The organism is Pirellulales bacterium (assembly GCA_035546535.1).
Taxonomy (GTDB): domain Bacteria; phylum Planctomycetota; class Planctomycetia; order Pirellulales; family JACPPG01; genus JACPPG01.
Genome location: DASZWQ010000185.1, coordinates 68,350 through 89,145, shown reverse-complemented (window position 1 = coordinate 89,145; position 20,796 = coordinate 68,350). Strand labels below are relative to the sequence as shown.

Annotated in this window: 12 protein-coding genes; 9 read left to right on the top strand and 3 right to left on the bottom strand. The window is 63.6% G+C overall.

All coding sequences use genetic code 11. From position 1 onward, the window contains the following. Positions 1-75: 75 nt before the first annotated feature. From VHD36_21770 to VHD36_21750, 5 genes are all read left to right on the top strand, one after another. On the top strand, positions 76-945 hold the full coding sequence (locus VHD36_21770) for a hypothetical protein (protein ID HVU89975.1): 870 nt from the start codon (positions 76-78) through the stop codon (positions 943-945). 230 nt (positions 946-1,175) lie between these two features. After that, a complete protein-coding gene (locus tag VHD36_21765; protein HVU89974.1) occupies positions 1,176-2,552 on the top strand; it encodes a DUF1501 domain-containing protein in 1,377 nt (458 codons plus the stop codon). Next, the gene (locus VHD36_21760) at positions 2,553-5,024 is read left to right on the top strand and encodes a DUF1549 and DUF1553 domain-containing protein (GenBank protein ID HVU89973.1); all 2,472 of its coding nucleotides are present in this window, start codon (positions 2,553-2,555) and stop codon (positions 5,022-5,024) included. A 31-nt stretch (positions 5,025-5,055) separates the two neighbouring features. Then, positions 5,056-8,676, top strand: a complete 3,621-nt coding sequence (locus VHD36_21755; GenBank protein ID HVU89972.1) for a c-type cytochrome domain-containing protein — start codon at positions 5,056-5,058, stop codon at positions 8,674-8,676. Between the two features lie 371 nt (positions 8,677-9,047). Continuing rightward, positions 9,048-10,103 carry a hypothetical protein gene (locus tag VHD36_21750; GenBank protein HVU89971.1) on the top strand — a complete coding sequence of 352 codons (1,056 nt, stop codon included), beginning with the start codon at positions 9,048-9,050 and terminating at the stop codon, positions 10,101-10,103. Between the two features lie 36 nt (positions 10,104-10,139). Here the strand turns inward: VHD36_21750 and VHD36_21745 are convergent, their stop codons facing one another. After that, positions 10,140-10,904, bottom strand: a complete 765-nt coding sequence (locus VHD36_21745) for a glucose 1-dehydrogenase (protein ID HVU89970.1) — start codon at positions 10,902-10,904, stop codon at positions 10,140-10,142. 103 nt (positions 10,905-11,007) lie between these two features. Then, positions 11,008-11,940, bottom strand: a complete 933-nt coding sequence (locus VHD36_21740) for a cation diffusion facilitator family transporter (protein HVU89969.1) — start codon at positions 11,938-11,940, stop codon at positions 11,008-11,010. Positions 11,941-12,452: 512 nt separating this feature from the next. On the opposite strand from VHD36_21740, the gene VHD36_21735 reads away from it, so the two are divergent. The 3 genes from VHD36_21735 to VHD36_21725 all read left to right on the top strand — a co-directional run bounded on the left by VHD36_21735 (position 12,453) and on the right by VHD36_21725 (position 16,517). Beyond that, on the top strand, positions 12,453-13,763 hold the full coding sequence (locus VHD36_21735) for an MFS transporter (protein ID HVU89968.1): 1,311 nt from the start codon (positions 12,453-12,455) through the stop codon (positions 13,761-13,763). 80 nt (positions 13,764-13,843) lie between these two features. After that, positions 13,844-15,766 (top strand): asparagine synthase (glutamine-hydrolyzing), encoded by a 1,923-nt coding sequence (gene asnB / locus VHD36_21730; GenBank protein HVU89967.1) that lies wholly within the window; start codon positions 13,844-13,846, stop codon positions 15,764-15,766. Between the two features lie 82 nt (positions 15,767-15,848). Beyond that, on the top strand, positions 15,849-16,517 hold the full coding sequence (locus VHD36_21725; GenBank protein ID HVU89966.1) for a nitroreductase: 669 nt from the start codon (positions 15,849-15,851) through the stop codon (positions 16,515-16,517). 43 nt (positions 16,518-16,560) lie between these two features. On the opposite strand, the gene VHD36_21720 is transcribed toward VHD36_21725, so the two are convergent. Further along, positions 16,561-17,901 (bottom strand): DUF1501 domain-containing protein, encoded by a 1,341-nt coding sequence (locus tag VHD36_21720; protein HVU89965.1) that lies wholly within the window; start codon positions 17,899-17,901, stop codon positions 16,561-16,563. Between the two features lie 338 nt (positions 17,902-18,239). Here VHD36_21720 and VHD36_21715 point away from each other — a divergent pair, with 338 nt between their 5' ends. Continuing rightward, positions 18,240-20,765 (top strand): redoxin domain-containing protein, encoded by a 2,526-nt coding sequence (locus tag VHD36_21715; protein HVU89964.1) that lies wholly within the window; start codon positions 18,240-18,242, stop codon positions 20,763-20,765. Positions 20,766-20,796: the final 31 nt, after the last annotated feature.

The window sequence follows — 20,796 nt, the reverse complement described above, 5'->3', positions numbered from 1 at the left end:
TGACTGATCGGTATTTGGCTTCGGCGTACCTGCGGTCGAAATTCTCCTGAACACATGAGCAAGCAGAGAAGCATCATGATTCGAGCTATTGGCGGCGTCTTGGCGGTTGCACTCGCAAGTCAAATGGCCCACGGAGCGACGTACACCATCGATTCTTCTCAGAGCCATCTGAGCTTGTCCTTCGTTGACCCAACCAGTGGAATGCCGGCGTCGCTTGCGCAGTTTGCCGGCAGTGACACAGAGCCGTTGAGTGGGACGCTGGATGCGACCACGGGGGGCGGTAGTGTCACCTTCAATTCCAGCTCGATTGGTTTCGGTTCGCAGGCGGGCATTTACCCGAACGCGACCGGCGGCAACGCGGTCGCCGGCACGACCAGCCCACTCCCTGATCTTCCTCCCGCGAGTCCCAACATCGGCAGTACGCAAACAGCCAACTACGGGCTGACGGTCATTTTTCCCACCAATCCCGGCGACCCGCTCGATCTGAATACGGCGGCGCTGGCCGGATACGCGGCCATCGACTCGGCCCTGGCAAGCCTGACCGGCTCGGCCACGATCTCGGCCGGCTCCTTCGACACGACAGGGTTGACTTACACGAACACCGCAGGGAATCTCGATTTCAACCTGAATACCGGCGTCGGCGACTACAACCCGCCAACGCAGAACTTCCAGACCGGCTTGCCATTTGCCCTGGGCTCGACCTCGATCGCTGGCAGCGACGGACAACTCGCCTCGGCCGGTCTTGGCACCATCGCGGGCAATACGATCACGATCCCCATCCAGGTGACCGTGCCGCTGGATATGGGTATCCAAACGGTGAACGCGGTATTCTCGGGGCAGATCGTGGCGACGACGAGAGTTCCCGAGCCCGGCACGATGGCGTTGGCCCTTCTCGGTGGTTTAGCGGTACTGCCGGCGATTCGAAGCGCACGAGGCAGATCCTAAGCCTCGGGTCGGCCTTCAAACCGGCCGTCCGGACAAATCACGCGGCCGCTGGGAACCCTGGTTTCGACGGGCCTTGCGCCTGCGATCCGCTTATGGCGGCGGCACTTGCGGCGATATCGAAATGGTTGCCGGCCGATTGCGCGCATGCTACGATCCAAGTCTCGCCTAGCGCGGCCCTTGGCCGGTTCTTTTTGTCGCCGCCGCCCCACCAATCCCGAGGGAAAACTGCAATGCTCGACCTCGTCGGTAAAGCAGTGGCACACACCTGCGACGGAGTCTCGCGCCGCGAATTCTTGCAGGCCGGAACGCTCTCGGCCGTCGGCCTGGCCCTCCCGGAACTCATGGCCGCTAAGGCTCAAGGTCGGGTCGCCGACGGGCACGACGAGCGGTCGGTGATCATGATCTTCAACCTCGGCGCGCCCAGCCAGATCGACTGCTGGGACATGAAGCCCGAGGCTCCGGCCGAAATCCGCGGCCCCTTTAAGCCGATCAAGACGAACGCCGACGGGATCGAAATCTCGGAAATCTTCCCGCGCATGGCGAAGCACGCCGACAAGTACTCGCTCGTGCGAAGTTGCTTTCACACGGCCGCCGCGGTACACGACACCGGGCATCAGATGCTGCAAACGGGCCGGCTGTTTACCGGCGGCATCAACACGCCGCACGCCGGTTGCGCCTTGGCCTACCTGCGCGGCCGCAAGTCGGATTTGCCCGCCCACGTCATCCTGCCCGAGCCGATGGGGCGCACCGGCGGGAACCTGCCGCACGGCCAGGACGCCGGGTTCCTGGGTAAAGCGCACGACCCGTTCGCGCTGATGGCCGATCCGTCGAAGCCGAACTTTCAGGTTCCCGACCTGCTACCGCCGGCCGCGATCGGCCAGGCGCGGCTCGACCGTCGCCGCCGTATGCGCGAGGCCGTCGACGAGACGGTGAGCAAGTTCGAGGCCTCGGGCAGCGAACAGTTGCTCGACAGTAACTTCGAAGCGGCCTTCCGCCTGATGACGAGCGCCCAGGCCCGCGATGCGTTCGATCTATCGAAAGAACCGCAAGCGATGCGCGAGCGTTACGGCATGACGCGTTTCGGGCAATGCTGCTTGCTCGCGCGCCGCCTGATCGAGGCCGGCGTCCGCTTCGTCACGGTGAACACGTTTCTCACCGTGTTCGACGAGATCACGTGGGACATTCACGGCTCGAAACCGTTCACGTCGATCGAGGGCATGCGCGACATCGTCTGCCCGATGTACGATCAGGCGTACAGCACGCTGCTCGAGGATCTCTCAGAGCGTGGGCTGCTCGGGAACACGATGGTGTGCAATCTGCAGGAATTCGGCCGCACGCCGCGCGTGAATCCCGCCGGCGGACGCGATCACTGGCCGCAATGCTGGACCAGCCACTTTGCCGGCGGCGGAGTCCAAGGAGGGCGCGTCGTCGGACGCAGCGACGCGATCGGCGGCGTGCCGGCCGAACGCCCCGTCGAGCCGGCCGAGGTCGTGGCGACGATCTATCGCAGCCTCGGGCTCGACCTGGAAACCAAACTACCCGGTCCGCAGGGGCGACCGTTCCCGCTGGTTGACTTTGGCAAGCACGAGATCAAAGAGCTCTTCTAAATGGCGGCAACGGTGAAGAAAACTCTATGGCCGCGCATCCGCGCGAGGTTAGTGCTGCTGGCTGTGGGGCTGGCGTCTCTGCTCGCCGGCACACAAGTCGTTCGCGCGGCCGACGCGATCGCCATTTTGCCCGCCGAGATTGCGCTTGGTGGACCGGAAGCGCGTCAGCAAATCGTCGTCGAGCGGACCGACAACGGACAATTCTTCGGCCAGGTTGCCGCAGGCGCGCAACTGACATCGAGCAACCCAAAGGTCGTCTCGATCGAGGATGGCCTGTTGCGTCCCGTGGCCAATGGCGAAGCCACGATCACGGCCACGGTCGGTGGCGCGACCGCGGCGGCGCACGTCGTGGTCGCCGACATGGACAAACCCTTTGCATGGAGCTTTCGCAATCACGTCGAATCGGTCTTCTCCAAGACCGGTTGTAACTCGGGCGCCTGTCACGGCGCCCTGGCCGGCAAGAACGGCTTCAAGCTGTCGCTGCGCGGCTACGACCCCGAGGGAGATTTCAGCACGCTCACGCGCCAGGCGCGCGGCCGGCGGATGGTTCCCACGGATCCGGGACGCAGCCTGCTGCTGACCAAGCCGTCGGGCGCGGTGCCGCATAAAGGGGGCTTGCGCTTCTCGCCCGACTCGCTCGAGTATCGCGTCATTGCCGAGTGGATCGCCTCGGGCGCGGCGCCGCCGCAGCCTTCCGACGCGCGCGTCGACCGGCTGGAGATTCTCCCGCGCGGCGTCGTGCTCAAGCCCGCCGACAAGCAACAGTTTCTCGTCCGCGCCTATTTCACCGACGGGCATCAAGAGGATGTCACGCGATGGGTGAAATTCTCGTCGGCCAACGAATCGGTGGTGCAGATCGACGATGCGGGTCTGGTGACCGTGATGGGACACGGCGAAGGCGTGCTCACCGCCTGGTACGCCAGCCGCGTGGCCGTGGCCGCGGTCAGCGCGCCTTACGAAAAGCCGGTCGCGGCCGACGTATTTGCGTCGGCGCCACGGCGGAACTTCATCGACGAGCTGGCACTCGCCAAGCTGGCCAGCCTGAATATTCCTCCCTCACCGCCAGCGGCGGACGCCGAGTTCTTGCGCCGCGCGTTTCTCGACACGATTGGCGTGCTCCCCACGATCGAGGAAGCGCGCGCCTTCTTGGCCGACACGTCGGCCGACAAGCGTGACAAGCTGATCGAATCGTTGCTCGCGCGGCCCGAGTTTGTCGACTACTGGGCCTATAAGTGGTCGGACCTGCTATTGGTCAACAGCGAGAAGCTGCGAACTCCCGCTTTGTGGTCTTACTACACCTGGATTCGCAACCAGGTCGAAGCCAACACGCCGTGGGACGAGTTCGCGCGGCAGATCGTGACAGCCAAGGGCGGCACGCTGGAAAACGGAGCCACGAACTACTACGTCCTGCACGGCGATCCGTTGGACCTGGCCGAAACAACAACCGTCACCTTCCTGGGCATGTCGATCAACTGTGCCCGCTGCCACAATCACCCGCTTGAGAAGTGGACCAATAGCCAGTATTTCGCCTTTGCCAATTTGTTCGCCCGGGTACGTACCAAGACCATGCCCGGCGAGGGGAACCTGATCGTCTATCCCGACGCGTCAGGCGAGTTGATTCAACCGCTGACGGGCAAGCCGCAGCGGCCCGCTCCGTTGGACGGGCAATCGCTCGAGAACGCCTCGACGGAAGATCGCCGCCTGGCCCTGGCCGATTGGCTCGTCGCGCCCGAGAACCCGTATTTCAGCCGGTCGATCACCAATCGGGTGTGGGCCAACTTCTTCGGCGTCGGCCTGGTGGAGAAAGTCGATGACATGCGGCTGACGAATCCGGCGAGCAACGAGCAACTGCTCGCCGCAACGGCCAAGTATCTCGTCGACAACCGCTATGACCTGAAAGCGCTCATGCGAACGATTTTGCAATCGAACACGTACCAGCGCGCCAGTCGCCCCTCGGCCGAGAACGCCGGCGACGATCGTTTCTACTCTCACTACTACCCGCGGCGCTTGATGGCCGAAGTGCTGCTGGACGCGATGTCGCAGGTCACGGGCGCGGCCACGGAGTTCGCCGGCTATCCGGCCGGTTGGCGGGCCATGCAGCTACCGGATTCGAACGTGGCGTCGTACTTTCTCAAGGCTTTTGGCCGCCCGGAGCGAGCCGTTACCTGTGAGTGTGAGCGGACGGCGGAGCCGAGCGTGGTGCAGGTGCTGCACATCGCCAATGGCAATTCACTGAACGACAAGTTGCAATCGCCGGCGAATGCGATGTCGCGCTTGCTGGCCGAGAATACCTCGGATGACAAGCTGCTCGAAGGTTTGTACCTGGCGGCCCTGTCGCGCTATCCCACCGAGGCCGAAAAGGCGAAGATCCTGCCCGAGCTAGCCGCGACTAGCGCCGCCGATAAGCGGCAAGCGGTCGAGGACATGTACTGGAGCGTGCTGAGCAGCACCGAGTTTCTGTTCAATCACTAGCGTGATTGGCAATCACACCGATCACCGACGCATGCACTCGAATACTGGAAAACTCGTTCGCGGACTGATCGTCGCGCTCGCGGTGTTCGCCGCGGCCCGTGCTTCGCGCGCGGACGACGCGCCGGCCGCTCAGCCCGCCGCGGCTCAAAACGGTCAGCCACAACAGGCAGGCGAGCCGGACTTCCATGCCCACATCGCGCCGCTGTTCAAGAAGTACTGTCTCGGTTGCCACAACGGTGACGACGCCGAACACGGCCTGGTGCTGGAAACGCACGAGAGCCTTCTAAAGGGCGGCCAAGGGGGCGCGGCCATCGTGCCCGGCAAGAGTGATTCCAGCCGGCTGCTCTTGATGCTCGACGGACGCGCGAAGCCGGTCATGCCTCCGGAAGGAAACGAAGGGCCGACGAAGGATGAGATCGCACTCGTGAAGGCGTGGATCGACGCCGGGGCCAAGGGGCCCAGCGGCGCCGCGCCGGACCCGACGCTACTGGTAACCCCCAAGGTCAAGGTACACGGCACACCGCGCCAACAGATCAATGCCGTGGCGATCTCGCCCGACGGCAAGCTGGCGGCCTTGGCCGGCTACGCGGACGTTCGCTTGATCGGGGTCGAAAGCCGCGCCGGCGTTCGCAAGCTGACCGGCCACCGCGGCAACGTGACCGACGTCGAGTTCTCCAAGGACGGCGCCCGCCTGCTCACCGCCGCCGGCGAGGCCGGAGTCTTCGGCGAGGCCATCATTTGGAATGTCGCCGATGGCGCTGTGTTGCTGAAGATCGTCGGCCATCGCGACAGCCTTTACGCCGCCACGCTCAGCCCTGATGGCAAGGTGATCGCCACCGGCAGCTACGACCAGCAGATCAAACTTTGGGACGCCGCCAGTGGCGAGCTGGTGCGCACGATCGTCGGGCACAACGGCGCCGTTTTCGATCTTGCCTTCAGTCCCAATGGCCGCTTGCTCGCCAGTGCCAGCGCCGATCGGTCGGTGAAACTATGGGAAGTATCGACCGGCGAGCGGCTCGACACGTTCGGGCAGCCGCTCAAAGAACTGTACACCGTGGCGTTTTCGCCGGATGGCAAGTATGTCGTGGCCGGCGGAGTCGACAACCGCATTCGCGTGTGGCAGATCAGCGATTCGGCGAAAGAGGGTACGAACCCGCTCGTTCATACCCGTTTCGCTCACGAGGGTGCGATCGTCAAGCTGGCGTTTTCGCCCGACGGCCGGTGGCTCGCGAGCGCTGCCGAAGATCGCACGCTGAAATTGTGGGATGCCACGCAATACCTGGAGAAACGAGAGTTCGAGGCGCAGCCCGACTGGGCTGGCGCCCTGGCCATCGCGGCCGACAACAAGACACTCTTGGCCGGCCGTTTGGATGGCAGCGTAGCCTACTACGACGTGACCACGGGCGAGCGCGTGCCGCTGCCGAAACCCGAGATTACCACGCTCGAGCCGCGCGGGGTCGAGCGTGGCACTGCAACCCGCGTTAAGATCGTCGGCAAAAATCTGTTGGAAGCGCGTGCGGTGAAGCTCGATCGCGGCCAGTTCACGGCCACGATCGTTCCAACCGATGCCGAGCTGTCGCGCAGTGACGAATTGTTGGTCGACATCGTGCCGGCCGCCGACACGCCGCGCGGCAAATATCAACTGTCCGTCACGACCAGCGGCGGCGACAGCGGACAATTGCCGATCGAGGTCGATAACCTGCCGCAGCGTGTTGAAGTCGAGCCGAATGCGGCGGTGGCCACGATCGCGCCTGTCTCGCTCCCCACCTGTGTCTGGGGAAATCTCGCCGCGATGGGAGACGTCGATCACGTGACCTTCGACGCTCGGGCCGGGCAGACGATTGTCGTCGACCTCGAAGCCAAACGCCTGGGTTCGAAACTTAATGGCCTGTTGTCGATCGTCGATCCGGCCGGACGCGTGGTGGCCTCGAGCAATGATTTCAACGACGATGCCGACCCGTTCCTGGCCTACAGGATTCCGGCCGACGGGCGCTACGCAGTGCGCGTGCGCGATCTGGCGCTGGCCGGCTCGGACAAACACTTTTATCGGGTGGCGCTCGGCGAGATTCCGTACGTCACGGCTGCCTTCCCGTTGAGCGTAGCCACCGGAGCTGAGCGCGACGTACACCTGGTCGGCTACAACTTGCCGGCCAACGCAAGCGTGAAGATCGCGGCCGAGAAGCCCGGTGAACAGGAGGTGATGCTCGACGCGAATCAGTTCCGCAGCCGCGGCGGGCTGAAGGTCTTGGTCTCCGACCTGGCCGAGACGGTCGAGAACGAACCCAACGACCGGCCCGAGCAGGCCACGTCGCTGGCGGTACCGGGCGCGGCAGGTGGGCGCATCGGAGTTGCGAGCGACACAGGCGCGGCCGACGTCGATCTGTATCGCTTCGAAGCGCGCAAAGGTCAGACGTGGCTCGTCGAGGTCGAAGCCGCCCGCCGCAAAAGTCCGCTCGACGCAAAGCTGGAAGTGCTCGACGTGCAGGGTCAACCGGTGCCGCGCTTGCTGTTGCAGGCGGTGCGCGATTCGTACCTGGAATTTCGCCCGATCGATTCCATTGCCCCCGGCATGCGCGTTAAGAGCTGGGAGGAGATGGAGCTCAACGAGTACATCTACCTGCAAGGCGAAGTCTGCAAGGTCTTCCGCATGCCGCAGGGACCCGATTCCGAAATTCAGATGTATACCTCGGCTGGCAAGCGGCGCGGTTATTTCGACACTAGCGCCCGCGCGCACCCGCTCGACGAGAGCATTTACACGGTCGTGCCGCATCCGATCGGCGCGAAGTTGGTGTCGACCGGCTTGCCGGTGTTTCAGATCAACTACGAGAACGACGACGACGGCGATCGCAAGCTGGGGCGCGATTCGCGCCTGGCGTTCACTGCACCGGCCGACGGCACATACCTGGCGCGTGTCAGCGACGTGCGCGGACTGGGGGACGAGATGTTCGCCTACCGCCTGGTCGTGCGACAGCCGCGTCCCGATTTCGCCGTCCGCACGAACGAGCGCGATATCACCGTCCCGGCAGGAAGTGGACAGCGACTGACGTTCGTGGCCGACCGCAGCGATGGGTTCGACGGCGAGATTCTGATCGAGGCCACGGGGCTGCCGGCCGGCTTCAGCCTGTCGACGCCGACCGTGATTCAAGCCGGCCACAACGAGGCACGCGCCGTGGTCAACGCCACACCCGACGCCGCCAAGCCGACGGACGAAGCCCTGGCCGGCGTCAAGATCACGGCCAAGGCCAAGATCGATGGGGCCTGGGTCGAAAAGTCCCTCGCCGCGCCCAAGCTCGCCCCGGCCGCAAAGCCCAAGCTGATCGTGCATCTGGAGCCGGCCGAACTGACGATCGCGCCGGGCACGACAATCACGGCGCTTCTGAAAGTCGAACGCAACGGTTTCGACGAGTTGGCCACCTTCGACGTCGACAATTTGCCGCACGGCGTGATCGTCGACAACATCGGGCTCAACGGCGTTTTGATTCGCGCCGGCGAGACCGAGCGACAGATCTTTCTGACCGCGGCCAAGTGGGTGCCCGACACCAGCCGTCGCATTCACGCGGTGGCCAACGCCGCTGGCATTCAAGCCTCGCGCCCGATCACGCTCTCCGTCCGCCGCCCGGCCGCCGTGGCCAACGCCGGCGGTGAAGAGTAGAGGGCGGCAGGCAGAAGGCAGTAGGGCAGCCAGGAATTTGCTTCGCGGACGCCTGGCATAACAGACGCCGCAATCGTTGACACGCCCTTGGCCCGATTACATAATCGGCTCCTCATCACAGCCTGGGGCCCGCTAGTGATCGCGATTCTCTGAATCTCTCTCGACGACCTGCGCTTGTTCTCCAGACAAGCGCGCTAGCGTCGTTCCCATGACCCTCGCCCGCCGAGAGTCTGGCGCTTTGCCGGCGCACGTTTTTGCATCCACGGTGCGCTGGCCTTAGCCGGATTCGCCTGGACGGGCGACCGCTGGTTTCGCCTCGATGTTTGGTCGCTCCTTTGTATCGCTGATCACCCAAAGCCGGAAACTGCCTAATGACGATAAACCGTACGCCCGCCCCGCTCCTCGAAGGCGGGCTCTCCTGCCGCTTGATTCGTGCAGCCTCACATCGCACTTTTCCGGCCGTGGTCCTCGGCCTGCTCTTTTCTCTTGTGATCGTCGTCCCTTCCCAAGTGGCGCAGGCCACGGACCTGACGTTCTTCTTCACGGCGGACACGCACTACGGGCTCGATCTGTGGGTCAACAACGAGCAGGGGAACAAGGCCACGATCGATGCCATGAACAACCTGCCGGGCACGGCCTATCCCGCCTCGATCGGCGGCACGGTTGCGACCCCTTCCGGGGTACTTGTGGCCGGCGATCTGACCGATACGCCGGAACGGCCCAACGCGTACGGCTTTCATGTTCCCGGCATCGACGCCGACGGCTTCAACGAGGATTACGCCGTCGACGGCAGCGGGCGCATCAAGTACCCCGTCTACGAAGGTTACGGGAATCACGACGTCGACAATACCACCCACAGCTACACGCTCGACATGATCCGCGAGCGCAACCTGGTGCGGCCGGGCATCACGGATCTGTCAGCCAATGGGCTCAATTATTCCTGGGACTGGCAGGGAATCCACTTCATCAATCTGAACATCTATCCCGGCATGAACGATCGGTCGGGCTATAGTCTGCAATTCTTGCAGGACGATCTGGCGCACTACACCACGTCCAACACGCCGATCATCATCATGCAGCACTTTGGCTTCGATTCGTTCTCGCTCGGCTGGTGGACCGACGCCGAGCGGCAGGCTTTCGCCGATACGATTGCCGGACACAACATCCTGGGCATCTTCCACGGTCACCTGCACACCACGCTCGCCTACCAGTGGGACGGCTACAACGTGTTTGACGGCAGCGCCGCCAAGGATGGAAATTTCCTGGTCGTACACATCACCGATGGCAAAATGACCGTCGTCTCGCGCGAGGACAATCATTGGGGCTTCGCGGTCAGCGATAACATCACGCTGCCCGAGCCGTCGACGTTCGTCTTGGCTGGTTTGTGCGCCTTGATGGGCGCGTGCTATTCGCTACGGCGAAGATGAGCGCGAAACGCAATGCAAACAATGACGGCCCGCCGCTTAACCATTGACGGAGTAGCCGCCGTCGACCGTGATGGCGGCGCCGGTGATGAAATCCGACGCCGGCCCGCCGAGAAACACTGCGATGCCGGCGAAATCGGCCGGATCGCCCCACCGTCCGGCGGGCGTTCGCGCCAGCACCCGCTCGTGCAAGCCCGTGATCTGCTGCCGGCCGCGCCGCGTGAGATCGGTATCGATCCAGCCGGGCAGCACCGCATTGACCTGAATGTTGTCCTTGGCCCAAGCGATACCGAGCGACTTGCTCAACTGCACGATGGCCCCTTTGCTGGCCGTGTAGGCCGGCGCGAAGGGGATGCCGAAGATCGACGTCATCGAGCCGATGTTGATGATCTTGCCGCCGCCGGCGCGGCACATCTCGGGATAGGCCGCCTGCGAGCAAGTGAACGCGCCGGTGAGGTTGATCGTCATCACCTGGTTCCATTCGGCGAGCGTATAGTCCTCGGGCAGCTTGCGAATATTGATGCCGGCGTTGTTTACCAGGATATCGAGCCGTCCGAAATGCTCGACCGCGGCGCGCACCATGGCGTGACACGACGCTTCGTCCGCCACGTCGACTGCGACGGCCGCTGCCTGAGCCCCAGACGCGATGAGTTCGGCGACGGCCGTTTCACTTTTGGAAGCGTCGCGTGCGGCAATAACGATTTTCGCCCCCGCCGCGGCCAGGCCCTTGGCCATGCCCAGCCCAATACCGCCGTTGCCCCCCGTGACCAATGCGACGCGCCCGCTCAGATCGAACAATTTCATGCGTGAGCTTCCGATTTCGGAGAAGGAAGACGTGCCAGTTCAAAATCACCGCGATCGGTGACTCCTTCCGGGGTCGCAATCCGCGGCTACAGATCGCCACACTTTAGCAGCGCGTGCGGCACTCGTCGAAGTCGGGCGGCTCGACCTGGATCGTCATGTGATCGATGCCGAAGCGGTCGTGCAGGCACTTGCGCAATTCGGCCAGCAGTCGGGGTGCAGCGCCGCAATCGGCCACCACGACGTGCCCCGACAGCGCTTCCATGCCGCTGGTAATGGTCCACACGTGCAGATCGTGTACGTCCTGAATGCCCGTAATGCCGGCGATGCAAGTGCGGACTTCGTCCAGATCGACGTGGCCGGGCGTCCCTTCCATGAGAATGGCGATAGCTTCTTTCAAGAGGCCCCACGACGAGTAGATGATCAACAGCGAGATCACGACCGACGCCACAGGGTCGGCCCAGGACCAGCCGCGCAGCCAGATCAGCAAACCACCGCCAAGCGCAGCCACACTTCCCAGCAGATCGGCCAAGACGTGCAGCCAAGCGCCGCGCACGTTGATGTTGGAATCGCGGTGGGCATTCAGTAATCCTAGGCCGATCAAGTTCACCACCAACCCGCCGAAGGCCACGGCCATCATCAGCGGTCCGCGCACCTCGGCCGGCTGCCACAAACGGTGCCAGGCTTCGAAAATGACCACCAGCGAAATCGCGCCCAACAGCGCCCCGTTGGCGAGCGCCGCCAGAATCTCGGCGCGATAATAACCATAGGAATGCTGCGCCGTGGGAGGCCGCCGGGCAATCCACGCCGCAAACAGGCTCAAGGCGAGCGCGGCGGCATCGGAAAACATATGCCCCGCGTCGGCCAAGAGCGCCAGCGAGTTACTCAGCCAGCCGCCGACGATTTCGGCCACCATATACACGAGCACCAGAGCCAGCGTGGCGGCCAAGCGCCGCGTGCCCGCGTCACGATGATCATGCGCGTGCCCCGCGTGCGAGTGACGGTGCGGCGCGGCCGTTTGCTGGGTGGTTGAATTCACACGTCACATCATTTGTTGAGCAAATCGCCGGCGCGCGGCGCACTCGTAAGCTGGCCGAGAAACCATAGCTCATTAAAGCCTGCAAGATTGGCGGCGCGAAGTTCACACGGCCCGAGTCACGCTGCGCGGCACGCGCGCCATCGCCAACTACACTCGACGCCACCGACCGATTGGTCTACAAAAAGGAAATTCGTCGATGGTCATCGGCGGTTGCGCAGGAGGCTCGCTCGGCATGGCATTGCATCACGTGGCGCCCGCGTTCGTGCCGCATCCGGCGACGTTCGTGATCGTCGGCATGGGGGTGGGTGCCCAGTGGGCACCATGATCCGAAAACCGCTTCGTGGTGCGCACAGCGCACCCTGCGGTTTACGCACCGGCCTCGCAGAGGCCGGCTACCGAAAAAGGACGGGGCGACGCGCCCTGAGGACGCGTCCATTGGATTTCGGCGCAACCGTACCTTACCATTGGGGCTCGTTTTTCCCTCCCCGAATGCCAGGAAAGGCACCCCCTCCGTGCAGCAACCCACGACTGAAAAAACGCCGGCCAAAGCGGCCACCGGCGGCGGCTCGTACAAGTGGTGGGTCGTGGGCATGCTGTGGTTCATCTGCTTCTTCAACTACGCCGATCGCGAAGTTATTTCGGTCACGTTCCCGCTGTTGAAGGAACAGTTCAACTTCTCGAAGACCGAGTTGGGCTGGATCAAGTCGTCGTTCATGATCGTGTACGCCGTCTCGGCCCCCTTCGCCGGCCAGGTCGGCGACCGCGTCAGCCGCAAACTCGTCATCCTCTCGGGCCTGTATGTGTGGAGCGCCATCACCGGCTTCACAGCTCTGTGCAGCCGGTACTGGCAGTTCCTCTTTGTACGCGCGTCGGAAGGGCTGGGCGAAACGTTTTACTTTCCCGCCACGATGTCGCTGGTCAGCGACTACCACGGCAAGAAGACGCGCTCGCGCGCCATGGCCTTTCACCAGACCGGCGTTTACGCCGGCATTATTGGCGGTGGCGCGATCGGCGCCTGGATGGGTGAGAGTTACGGCTGGCAGACGCCCTTCATATTCCTTGGTGTCGCCGGCGTGCTGTTGGGCTTTGTCCTCACGGCTTTTATTCGCGAGCCCGTGCGTCACGCGGCGGAACTCGCCGAGGAAGAGACGGATCTGCCGAAGGTCCAACCACGGCCCGTGCCGATTGGCGACTTTCTCCGTTACTTGCTGACGACCCCCACGGCGATCGTGCTGTTGATCGTTTTCCCGAGCGCGAACTTCGTGGCCTGGGGCGTGCTTACCTGGATGCCTACGTATTTGCACGAAGAATTCGGAATGTCCGTTACCCGCGCCGGGATCACCGGCACGATTTATATACAGGTTGCCAGCATGTGCGGGGCAGTCTCCGGAGGATTTCTGGCCGACTTCTGGCGGCGGTTCGCCGTCGGAGGGCGTGTGGCGACGCAGGCCGCTGGCTTGCTCATCGGCGCCCCGGCCGTTTATTACTGCGGCGTCACAAATAACGCCGACGCCTTGAACTGGGCGATGATCATCTTCGGGTTCTGCAAGGGAGTATACGATTCGAACATCTGGGCCGCGATTTACGACGTAATCCCTCCGGCTCGACGTGGAACGATCGTGGGCGTGGCGAATTTCGTCGGCTGGATGGCCGGGGCCGGCGGCCCGGTGCTCGTTGGTCTCGCGGTCGACAAGGAATGGATGACGCTCGGCGCCGCGATTGCCATGATGGGGACGGTCTACGTCGTGACCGGCGGAGCCACGCTCTTATGCGCGTTGTTCCTGACGCCTCGCGACGTCCGGCGGGCGGCCCGTATAGAATAAGCCGGCGACGCGCGGACAGGCTTTCGTAACGAGGCGCGAAGCGGAATAATTCGAGGACTTCTGGAAAGGTCAGGCGGATAATGTGTGGTATCGTGGCCATGTTCTCGCGCAGCGGCCCTGTCTCGGTCGACGCTCTCAAACGCGGCGTCCAGACCCTGCACCATCGCGGGCCCGACGGCCAGCGGCACTGGGTCGCCCCGCATGGCCGGGTCGCGCTGGGGCACGCGCGCTTGAGCATTATCGACCTGGCCGGCGGCGATCAGCCGATCGCCAATGAAGACGAGCGGCTGCACATCGTCGTCAACGGCGAGTTTTACGACTACGAGCGCATCCAGCGCGAACTGGTCGGCCGCGGTCACAAGCTGCGCACGCATTCCGACAGCGAGATCGCGCTGCACCTCTACGAGGATTACGGCACCAAGGCCTTGCAGGAGCTGCGTGGGGAATTCGCGATCGTCCTGTGGGACGAGGCCAACGGCACCTTGATGGCCGTGCGCGATCGATTTGGCGTCAAGCCACTCTACTACGCACAGGTCGGCGACACGCTGTACTTCGCCTCGGAAGCCAAGGCGCTGTTTGCCGCCGGCGTGCCAGCCCGCTGGGATCATGAGTCGTTCTTCCAGATCTCGCACGTTTATTTCGACCAGGACCGGTCGTTGTTCGATGGCGTCCGGCAGGTGCCGCCCGGCTGTTACCTGTTGGCCACGCAGCAGCACACGCAGATCGTGCGCTATTGGGACTTCGACTACCCGCGCGCGGACGAGTCCCGCCCGGCGCGCAGCGACGCCGAGTACGTCGAAGAGATGCGCAGCGTGCTCAACGAAGCGGTGCGCATCCGCCTGCGGGCCGACGTGCCGGTGGGTTGCTACCTCAGCGGCGGGCTCGATAGCTGCTCGCTTCTGGGCATCGCCGCCGCGCACCGCACGGACCCGATCGAGGCCTTTACGCTGTGCTTCGACGTCGATTCGTACAACGAGGAATTCGTTGCCAAGGAAATGGCCGAGCACGCGCACGCCAATTTCCATCCGCTGCCGATCAAGCAAACCCAATTGGCGGACAACTTCTCGGACGCGATCTGGCACAGCGAGACCTTGACCGCCAATCCGCACGGCGTGGCTAAGTTCTTGCTCAGCCAGATGGTGCGCGATCATGGCTTCAAGGTCGTGCTCACCGGCGAGGGCTCGGACGAGATCCTCGGCGGCTATGCCCACTTCCGCCGCGACATGCTCCTTTACAATTCGGCCGGCCAGGATCCGGGCGAGGTCCAGCGGCTGCTGGCCGAGCTGGCCGAAAACAACGAAGTCTCGCGCGGCGTGCTCCTGCCCAGCGGCGAACCGCTGCCGATGGACAGCGTGCGCCGCACGCTGGGCTTCGTGCCGTCGTGGCTGGAAGTCCGATCATCGAACGCCGTGCGGTACCGGCGCCTGCTGCGCCCCGAGTTCCTGGCCGAGTTCGCCGAGCGCGACCCGTTCCGCGTCTTTTTGAATCGCTTTGATGTCGAAGGGCAGCTCAGCGGCCGCGAGCCGGTCAATCAGTCGCTGTATCTGTGGACCAAGACGATGCTGGCCAATTATCTTTTGAACATGCTGGGCGACCGCATGGAGATGGCCCATTCGATCGAAGGACGCGTGCCCTTTCTCGATCACAAAGTGGTCGAACTGGTGCGTGACCTGCCCGTCTCGATGAAGATCCGCGGCATGACCGAAAAGTACGTGCTTCGCGAGGCGGCCAAGCCGTACATCACCAGCACGGTCTACCAGCGTCAGAAGCATCCGTTCCTCGCCCCGCCCTCCGGCCTGGAACAGACCGGCCGCTTGAGCCAATTGATGCAAGACACGCTGCGTGGCCCGGCGCTACAGTCGCAGCCGTTTTACGAACCGGCGGCCGTGCTGGGCGTGCTCGACCGGATGCCGACCCTGGACGACCAGAAACGTAGCGGCGCGAGTTACTTGCTGACGCACGTTTTGAGCGCTTGCGTGCTGCAGGAAAGGTACAAACTATAAACGATGATCGCGAAGTGCTGAGTGATGAGCTAGGGGTCCATCGTTCAGCACTTATCACTCCTCGCTCAGCACTTACTCTTCCATGCCCAATCTCGATCAGATCATTCGCGAGCGGCGGAGCGTGCGGGGCTTCTTTGCTGATCGACCGATACCGCGCGAGATCATCAACGAAGCGCTTGAGTTAGCGCAGCGCGCCCCGTCGAATTGCAATGTGCAGCCGTGGCGCGTATTTATCGCCAGCGGGCCGGCGCGCGATCGGCTGCGGACCGCCCTGTGCGAAGCCGCTATGTCCGGCCAGCTGCCTGATGCCGAGGACGCGCTGGACGTGTTCGAGGGCTCGTATCGGCGCCTGCAAGTCGATTGCGCCGTGACGATGTATCGCGAGATGGGGGTCGCCCGCGACGACTTCGAAGGGCGCATGCGGGCCGCGCTGCGCAACTTCGAACTCTTCGACGCTCCGCACGTGGCCATCATCTGCATGCAGAAGAAGTTCGGCGTGCGCGTAGCGCTCGACGTGGGAGCGTACGTGCAAACACTCCTCTTGGCGCTCTGGTCTCGCGGCGTGGCCAGTTGCGCGCAAGCCAGCCTGAGCACCTATCCAACGCTGATCCGCCGCGAATTGTCGATCCCCGACGATCTGCGGATCTTGTGCGGCATCTCGTTCGGCTACGAGGATGAGAGTGTGCCGGCCAATCGAACGCGGCAAACGCGGGATCCCGTGGCGGCGAACGCGAGCTTTATTGACGCGTGAATGCGCCGGTGAGACGCACTCGATGCGAAAAGCATCGCGTGGCCTACAGCAGCTCGCGGAGCACGCGGCCTTTGCTCAGCACGATCGGCCGATCGAATCGATCGCGCAATTCAGTGGCAGGGGCGATGCCCAGGTGCGTCCACATCGTGGCCAGTAGATCAGCCGGCGCGACCGGCTGACTGGCGACGTAGGCCCCCTTGGCGTCGCTCGCCCCATGCACGATGCCGCCACGGATGCCGCCGCCGGCCACGAGGCACGAATAGGCGCTCGGCCAGTGATCGCGACCGGCCTCCTTGTTGATCACGGGCGTGCGGCCGAATTCGCCGGTTTGAATGACCATCGTGCGGTCGAGCATGCCGCGGGCCAGCAGGTCCTCGATCAAGGCCGAATAGGCCTGATCGAGGGGCGGGACGCGATGCTTGTAGGTGTTTTGAATATGACCGTGCGTATCCCACGCCTGGTTGAAGGCGTTGTACGACACGAGCCGCACGCCCGACTCGATCAGCCGCCGGGCGAGCAACAGCGACTGCCCCAGCGACGTCCGACCGTAGCGATCGCGCACGGCGTCCGGCTCGCGCGAGAGGTCCAGTGCATCACGAAAGCCCGGATCGATCAACAGGTCATAGGCGCTTTGCCGCAACCGGTCGTGCGACTGCGTCAGTTGATTTTCCAGGTGGCGCGTCGCCGTGTCGATCTGTTGCCGCAGTTGCCAGCGCGACTGCATGCGATCGAGCGGCACAAACTCAGGCAGCGCCAAGTTGAGCGGCTTGAAATCCGGCTTGCTCGGGTCGCCCGAGATCAAGAACGGATCGGTCAGGTTGCCGAGGAATCCGCCGTACTGACCGGGCATGCGGTTCGACGGGCCCGGTATGCTCAGCCAGTTCGGTAGCGAGACGCTCACCGGCACCGCGGCGGGCGAGTGCTGCAACCAGTTCAGCACGGCGCCGGGACCGGGAAAATCTTCGCCGCGGGCTTCGCGATCTTCGTTGCGCTGATCGTTCGATCCGGTGAGCGTGACGTACGTGCCGGCGATGTGGTTGTTGAACTCATGCTCCATCGAGCGGATGAGCGCCACGTGCTGCATGAGTTTGGAGGTTTGCGGTAGCATTTCGCCCAGCCGCACGCCCGGCACGCTGGTTTCGATCGCGCCGAAAGGGCCGCGAATTTGTTCGCTGGCTTGTGGCTTAGGATCGAATAGATCGATATGGCTCAGGCCACCTTGCAAAAGCAAGAAGATGCAATGTCGTTCTGGATCACCCGAGCTTGTCTGCGCCGACGTGGCCGCCCGAGCACCCTTGATTCCCATGCCGGCCATGATCGACAGACCGCCGGCACGAAGAATCTCGCGGCGGGTCCAGGCGGCAGGAAGAGAGGTGGCGGGCATCGTGGCGTTCGCTGGCGAGGAATCAGGCGGGACGGAATACCCAGCAGTTTAGCCGGAGGATGGGTGAATCTCAAAGCGATAGCGGCTCAGGGCAGGTGGGTCAGTAGTGTGTGCGGGCTTTCACCCGCGCGCCGCGAACGCCCTCTCCCTTCGGGAAAGGGCCGGGGTGAGGGGGATCGGCGACCGGCTACGACCTTGCAGCCCTCACCCTAACCCTCTCCCGAAGGGAGAGGGGACACTTCGGCCAAGGTCGGAAACCGCATTTGCTTGACCGTCGCTGCGCGCGGGGGGATCATGCAGTTTCACGCCATTTTGCCTGCCTCGTGGAGGGTGTTCCCGTGCGATTCTGGTGCCATCTCTGTACGGACGTGTTCGTAGACATTTGTGACGCCAGTCGCGCGAGCGCGAAGAGAATCTTCGTTGCAGCTGCCGTGGCGCTATCGACGACGTCCGCAGTGTTTTTGGCCCGCGCCGAGGACGCTGCCACGCCGGCCGCCAACGCTGCGGCTACACCCGCGACAGACCAGAGCAAGGCGGAGCGCTCGCCGGATAACGCGGGCACCGCCGAGTCGACCAAATCAGTTGGGGCTTTTTTCGGCGCCGCTGCGAAAACAAAGAAGGACACCGATCCGAAAGAGCCACTGCCCGGCCACTCCAGCCATGGTGAAGTTTTTGACGAAGGGCCGCGACAGGCGGCGTACTTGATGACGGGAACCGGCAAAGTACATCTGCCGATTACCACGACGGTGTCAGGCGCGCAGGAGCTGTTCGACCAGGGCGTCGGCCAATTGCACGGCTTCTGGTACTTCGAAGCCGAGCGGACCTTCCGCCAGGTGGCGGCCCTCGATCCGCAGTGCGCCATGGCCTATTGGGGCATGGCAATGGCGAACATTAACAACGAAAAGCGGGCCAGGCAGTTCATCGCAAAGGCCGTCCAGCGCAAGACGCAAGCCAGCCCTCGCGAGGCGCTGTGGATCGACAGCCTGGCCGCGTTCTACAAGGCGAGCGACAAGGACGGCAAAGATTCCGGCAAGGAGAATAAGGGCGGAGATAAAGACGAAAAGGCTCGTCACCGCGAACTAGTACGGGCGCTCGAGCAGATCGTGCAGGATTACCCCGACGAGCTCGAGGCGAAGGCATTTCTGGCGCTGCAGATCTGGCTCAACAGCAGCAAGGGGCTGCCGATCAACAGCCATCAGGCCGTCGACTCGCTTTTGTCCGAAGTCTTCGCCGCCGAGCCGTACCATCCGGCACACCATTACCGCATTCACCTGTGGGACAAGGAGAAGCCGTCCCGCGCGATTGAATCCGCGGCGCGCTGCGGCACCGCGGCGCCAACGATCGCGCACATGTGGCACATGCCCGGGCACATTTATTCGGGTTTGCACCGCTACGGCGACGCCGCCTGGCAGCAAGAGGCCTCGGCCCGCGCGGATCATGCCCACATGATTCGCGATCGCATCCTGCCTGACCAGATTCACAACTATGCCCACAACAACGAATGGCTGATCCGCGACATGTTGCACGTCGGCCGCGTGCACGAGGCGCTGGCGCTCGCGAAAAACATGATCGAGCTGCCGCGCCATCCGACCTATAACGTGTTGACAAAGAGCAGCAGCTCGCAATTCGGACGGGCCCGTCTGTTCGACGTGCTGTCGCGTTACGAATTGTGGGACGAGATGCTGGGTTTGGCCGATTCGCCGTATCTCGAACCGACCGACATTCCGGCCGAACAAGTCAAACGGCTGCGCGCTCTGGGCGTCGCGCACCTGGCCAAGGGGGATACGGCCGCGGCGCAGCTATCCGCGCTCGAGGAAATGCTCGCCAAGGCGAAAGCCGCGCAGCAAACGGCGGGCGAGGAAGCCGAAAAGAAAGCGCGCGACGAGAAGAAGAGCGACGCTGAAATCGCCAAGGCCAAGGAAGAAGCGATCAAGGGCAAGGCGGGCGACGCCAAGCCGATCGAGAAAGCGATCGCCGAGCTGCAAGGGCGCGTGGCGCTCGCGGCAGGAAAGTTCGACGAAGCCAAAGCCCAGTTGGCTAAGGCCGACGACCTCGACAAGGCGTTCGAGGCCCAGCTCGCATTGGCGACGGGCGATTGTGCCAAGGCCGAGCAATTGGCCAAGGAAGCCGCGGAGAAAGGGCCCGGCGAAGCGCTGCCGCTGGCCCACTACGTCGATATCCTGTGGCGCGCCGGCAAGACGACCGAAGCTAAAGCAGAGTTCGAGAAGCTGCGCGCCCTGAGCGCCCGGTTCGATCTTGACGTGCCGCCGTTTCAGCGGCTGGCGCCGGTTGCGCAGGAGCTGGGGCTCGCGGCCGATTGGCGCGTGCCGGTCACGACGGCGGCCGATTTTGGTACGCGTCCGCCGCTCGATTCGCTGGGTCCGCTGCACTGGCACCCGGCCGCTGCCGAGAGCTGGTCGCTTCCCAATGCCGAGGGCAAGACCGTTTCGCTGCGCGATTATGCGGGCAAGCCCGTGGTGGTGGTGTTCTACCTGGGCTTCGGCTGCCTGCATTGCGTCGAACAGCTGAAGGCGCTTGAGCCGATGGTCGACGAGTTCGCGGCCGCCGGCATTTCGCTGGTGGCGATCAGCAGCGAGACGTCCGAGCAATTGAACGCGGCGCTTACCAAGCGCGCGGCCACCGAAGGAGCACCGAAATTCCCGATCGTCGTCGATCCGGCGCTTGCCACGTTTCGCCAGTACCGGGCGTTCGATGATTTCGAAAAAACACCACTGCACGGCACGTTCTTCGTCGACGGCGCCGGCCTGACGCGCTGGCAGGACGTGGGGCCCGAGCCCTTTATGGACTTGAAGTTCCTGCTGGAAGAGGCGAAGCGATTGTTGGCGCTGCCGACCCAGCCGTAAGGTGTGCCGCGGTTGGCGTGCTTAGCCGTAG

Coding starts and splice junctions, on each gene's coding strand:
- VHD36_21765 (HVU89974.1), top strand. CDS start 1,176: ATGCTCGACCTCGTCGGTAAAGCAGTGGCACACACCTGCGACGGAGTC.
- VHD36_21750 (HVU89971.1), top strand. CDS start 9,048: ATGACGATAAACCGTACGCCCGCCCCGCTCCTCGAAGGCGGGCTCTCC.
- VHD36_21770 (HVU89975.1), top strand. CDS start 76: ATGATTCGAGCTATTGGCGGCGTCTTGGCGGTTGCACTCGCAAGTCAA.
- VHD36_21725 (HVU89966.1), top strand. CDS start 15,849: ATGCCCAATCTCGATCAGATCATTCGCGAGCGGCGGAGCGTGCGGGGC.
- VHD36_21720 (HVU89965.1), bottom strand. CDS start 17,901: ATGCCCGCCACCTCTCTTCCTGCCGCCTGGACCCGCCGCGAGATTCTT.
- asnB (HVU89967.1), top strand. CDS start 13,844: ATGTGTGGTATCGTGGCCATGTTCTCGCGCAGCGGCCCTGTCTCGGTC.
- VHD36_21760 (HVU89973.1), top strand. CDS start 2,553: ATGGCGGCAACGGTGAAGAAAACTCTATGGCCGCGCATCCGCGCGAGG.
- VHD36_21745 (HVU89970.1), bottom strand. CDS start 10,904: ATGAAATTGTTCGATCTGAGCGGGCGCGTCGCATTGGTCACGGGGGGC.
- VHD36_21755 (HVU89972.1), top strand. CDS start 5,056: ATGCACTCGAATACTGGAAAACTCGTTCGCGGACTGATCGTCGCGCTC.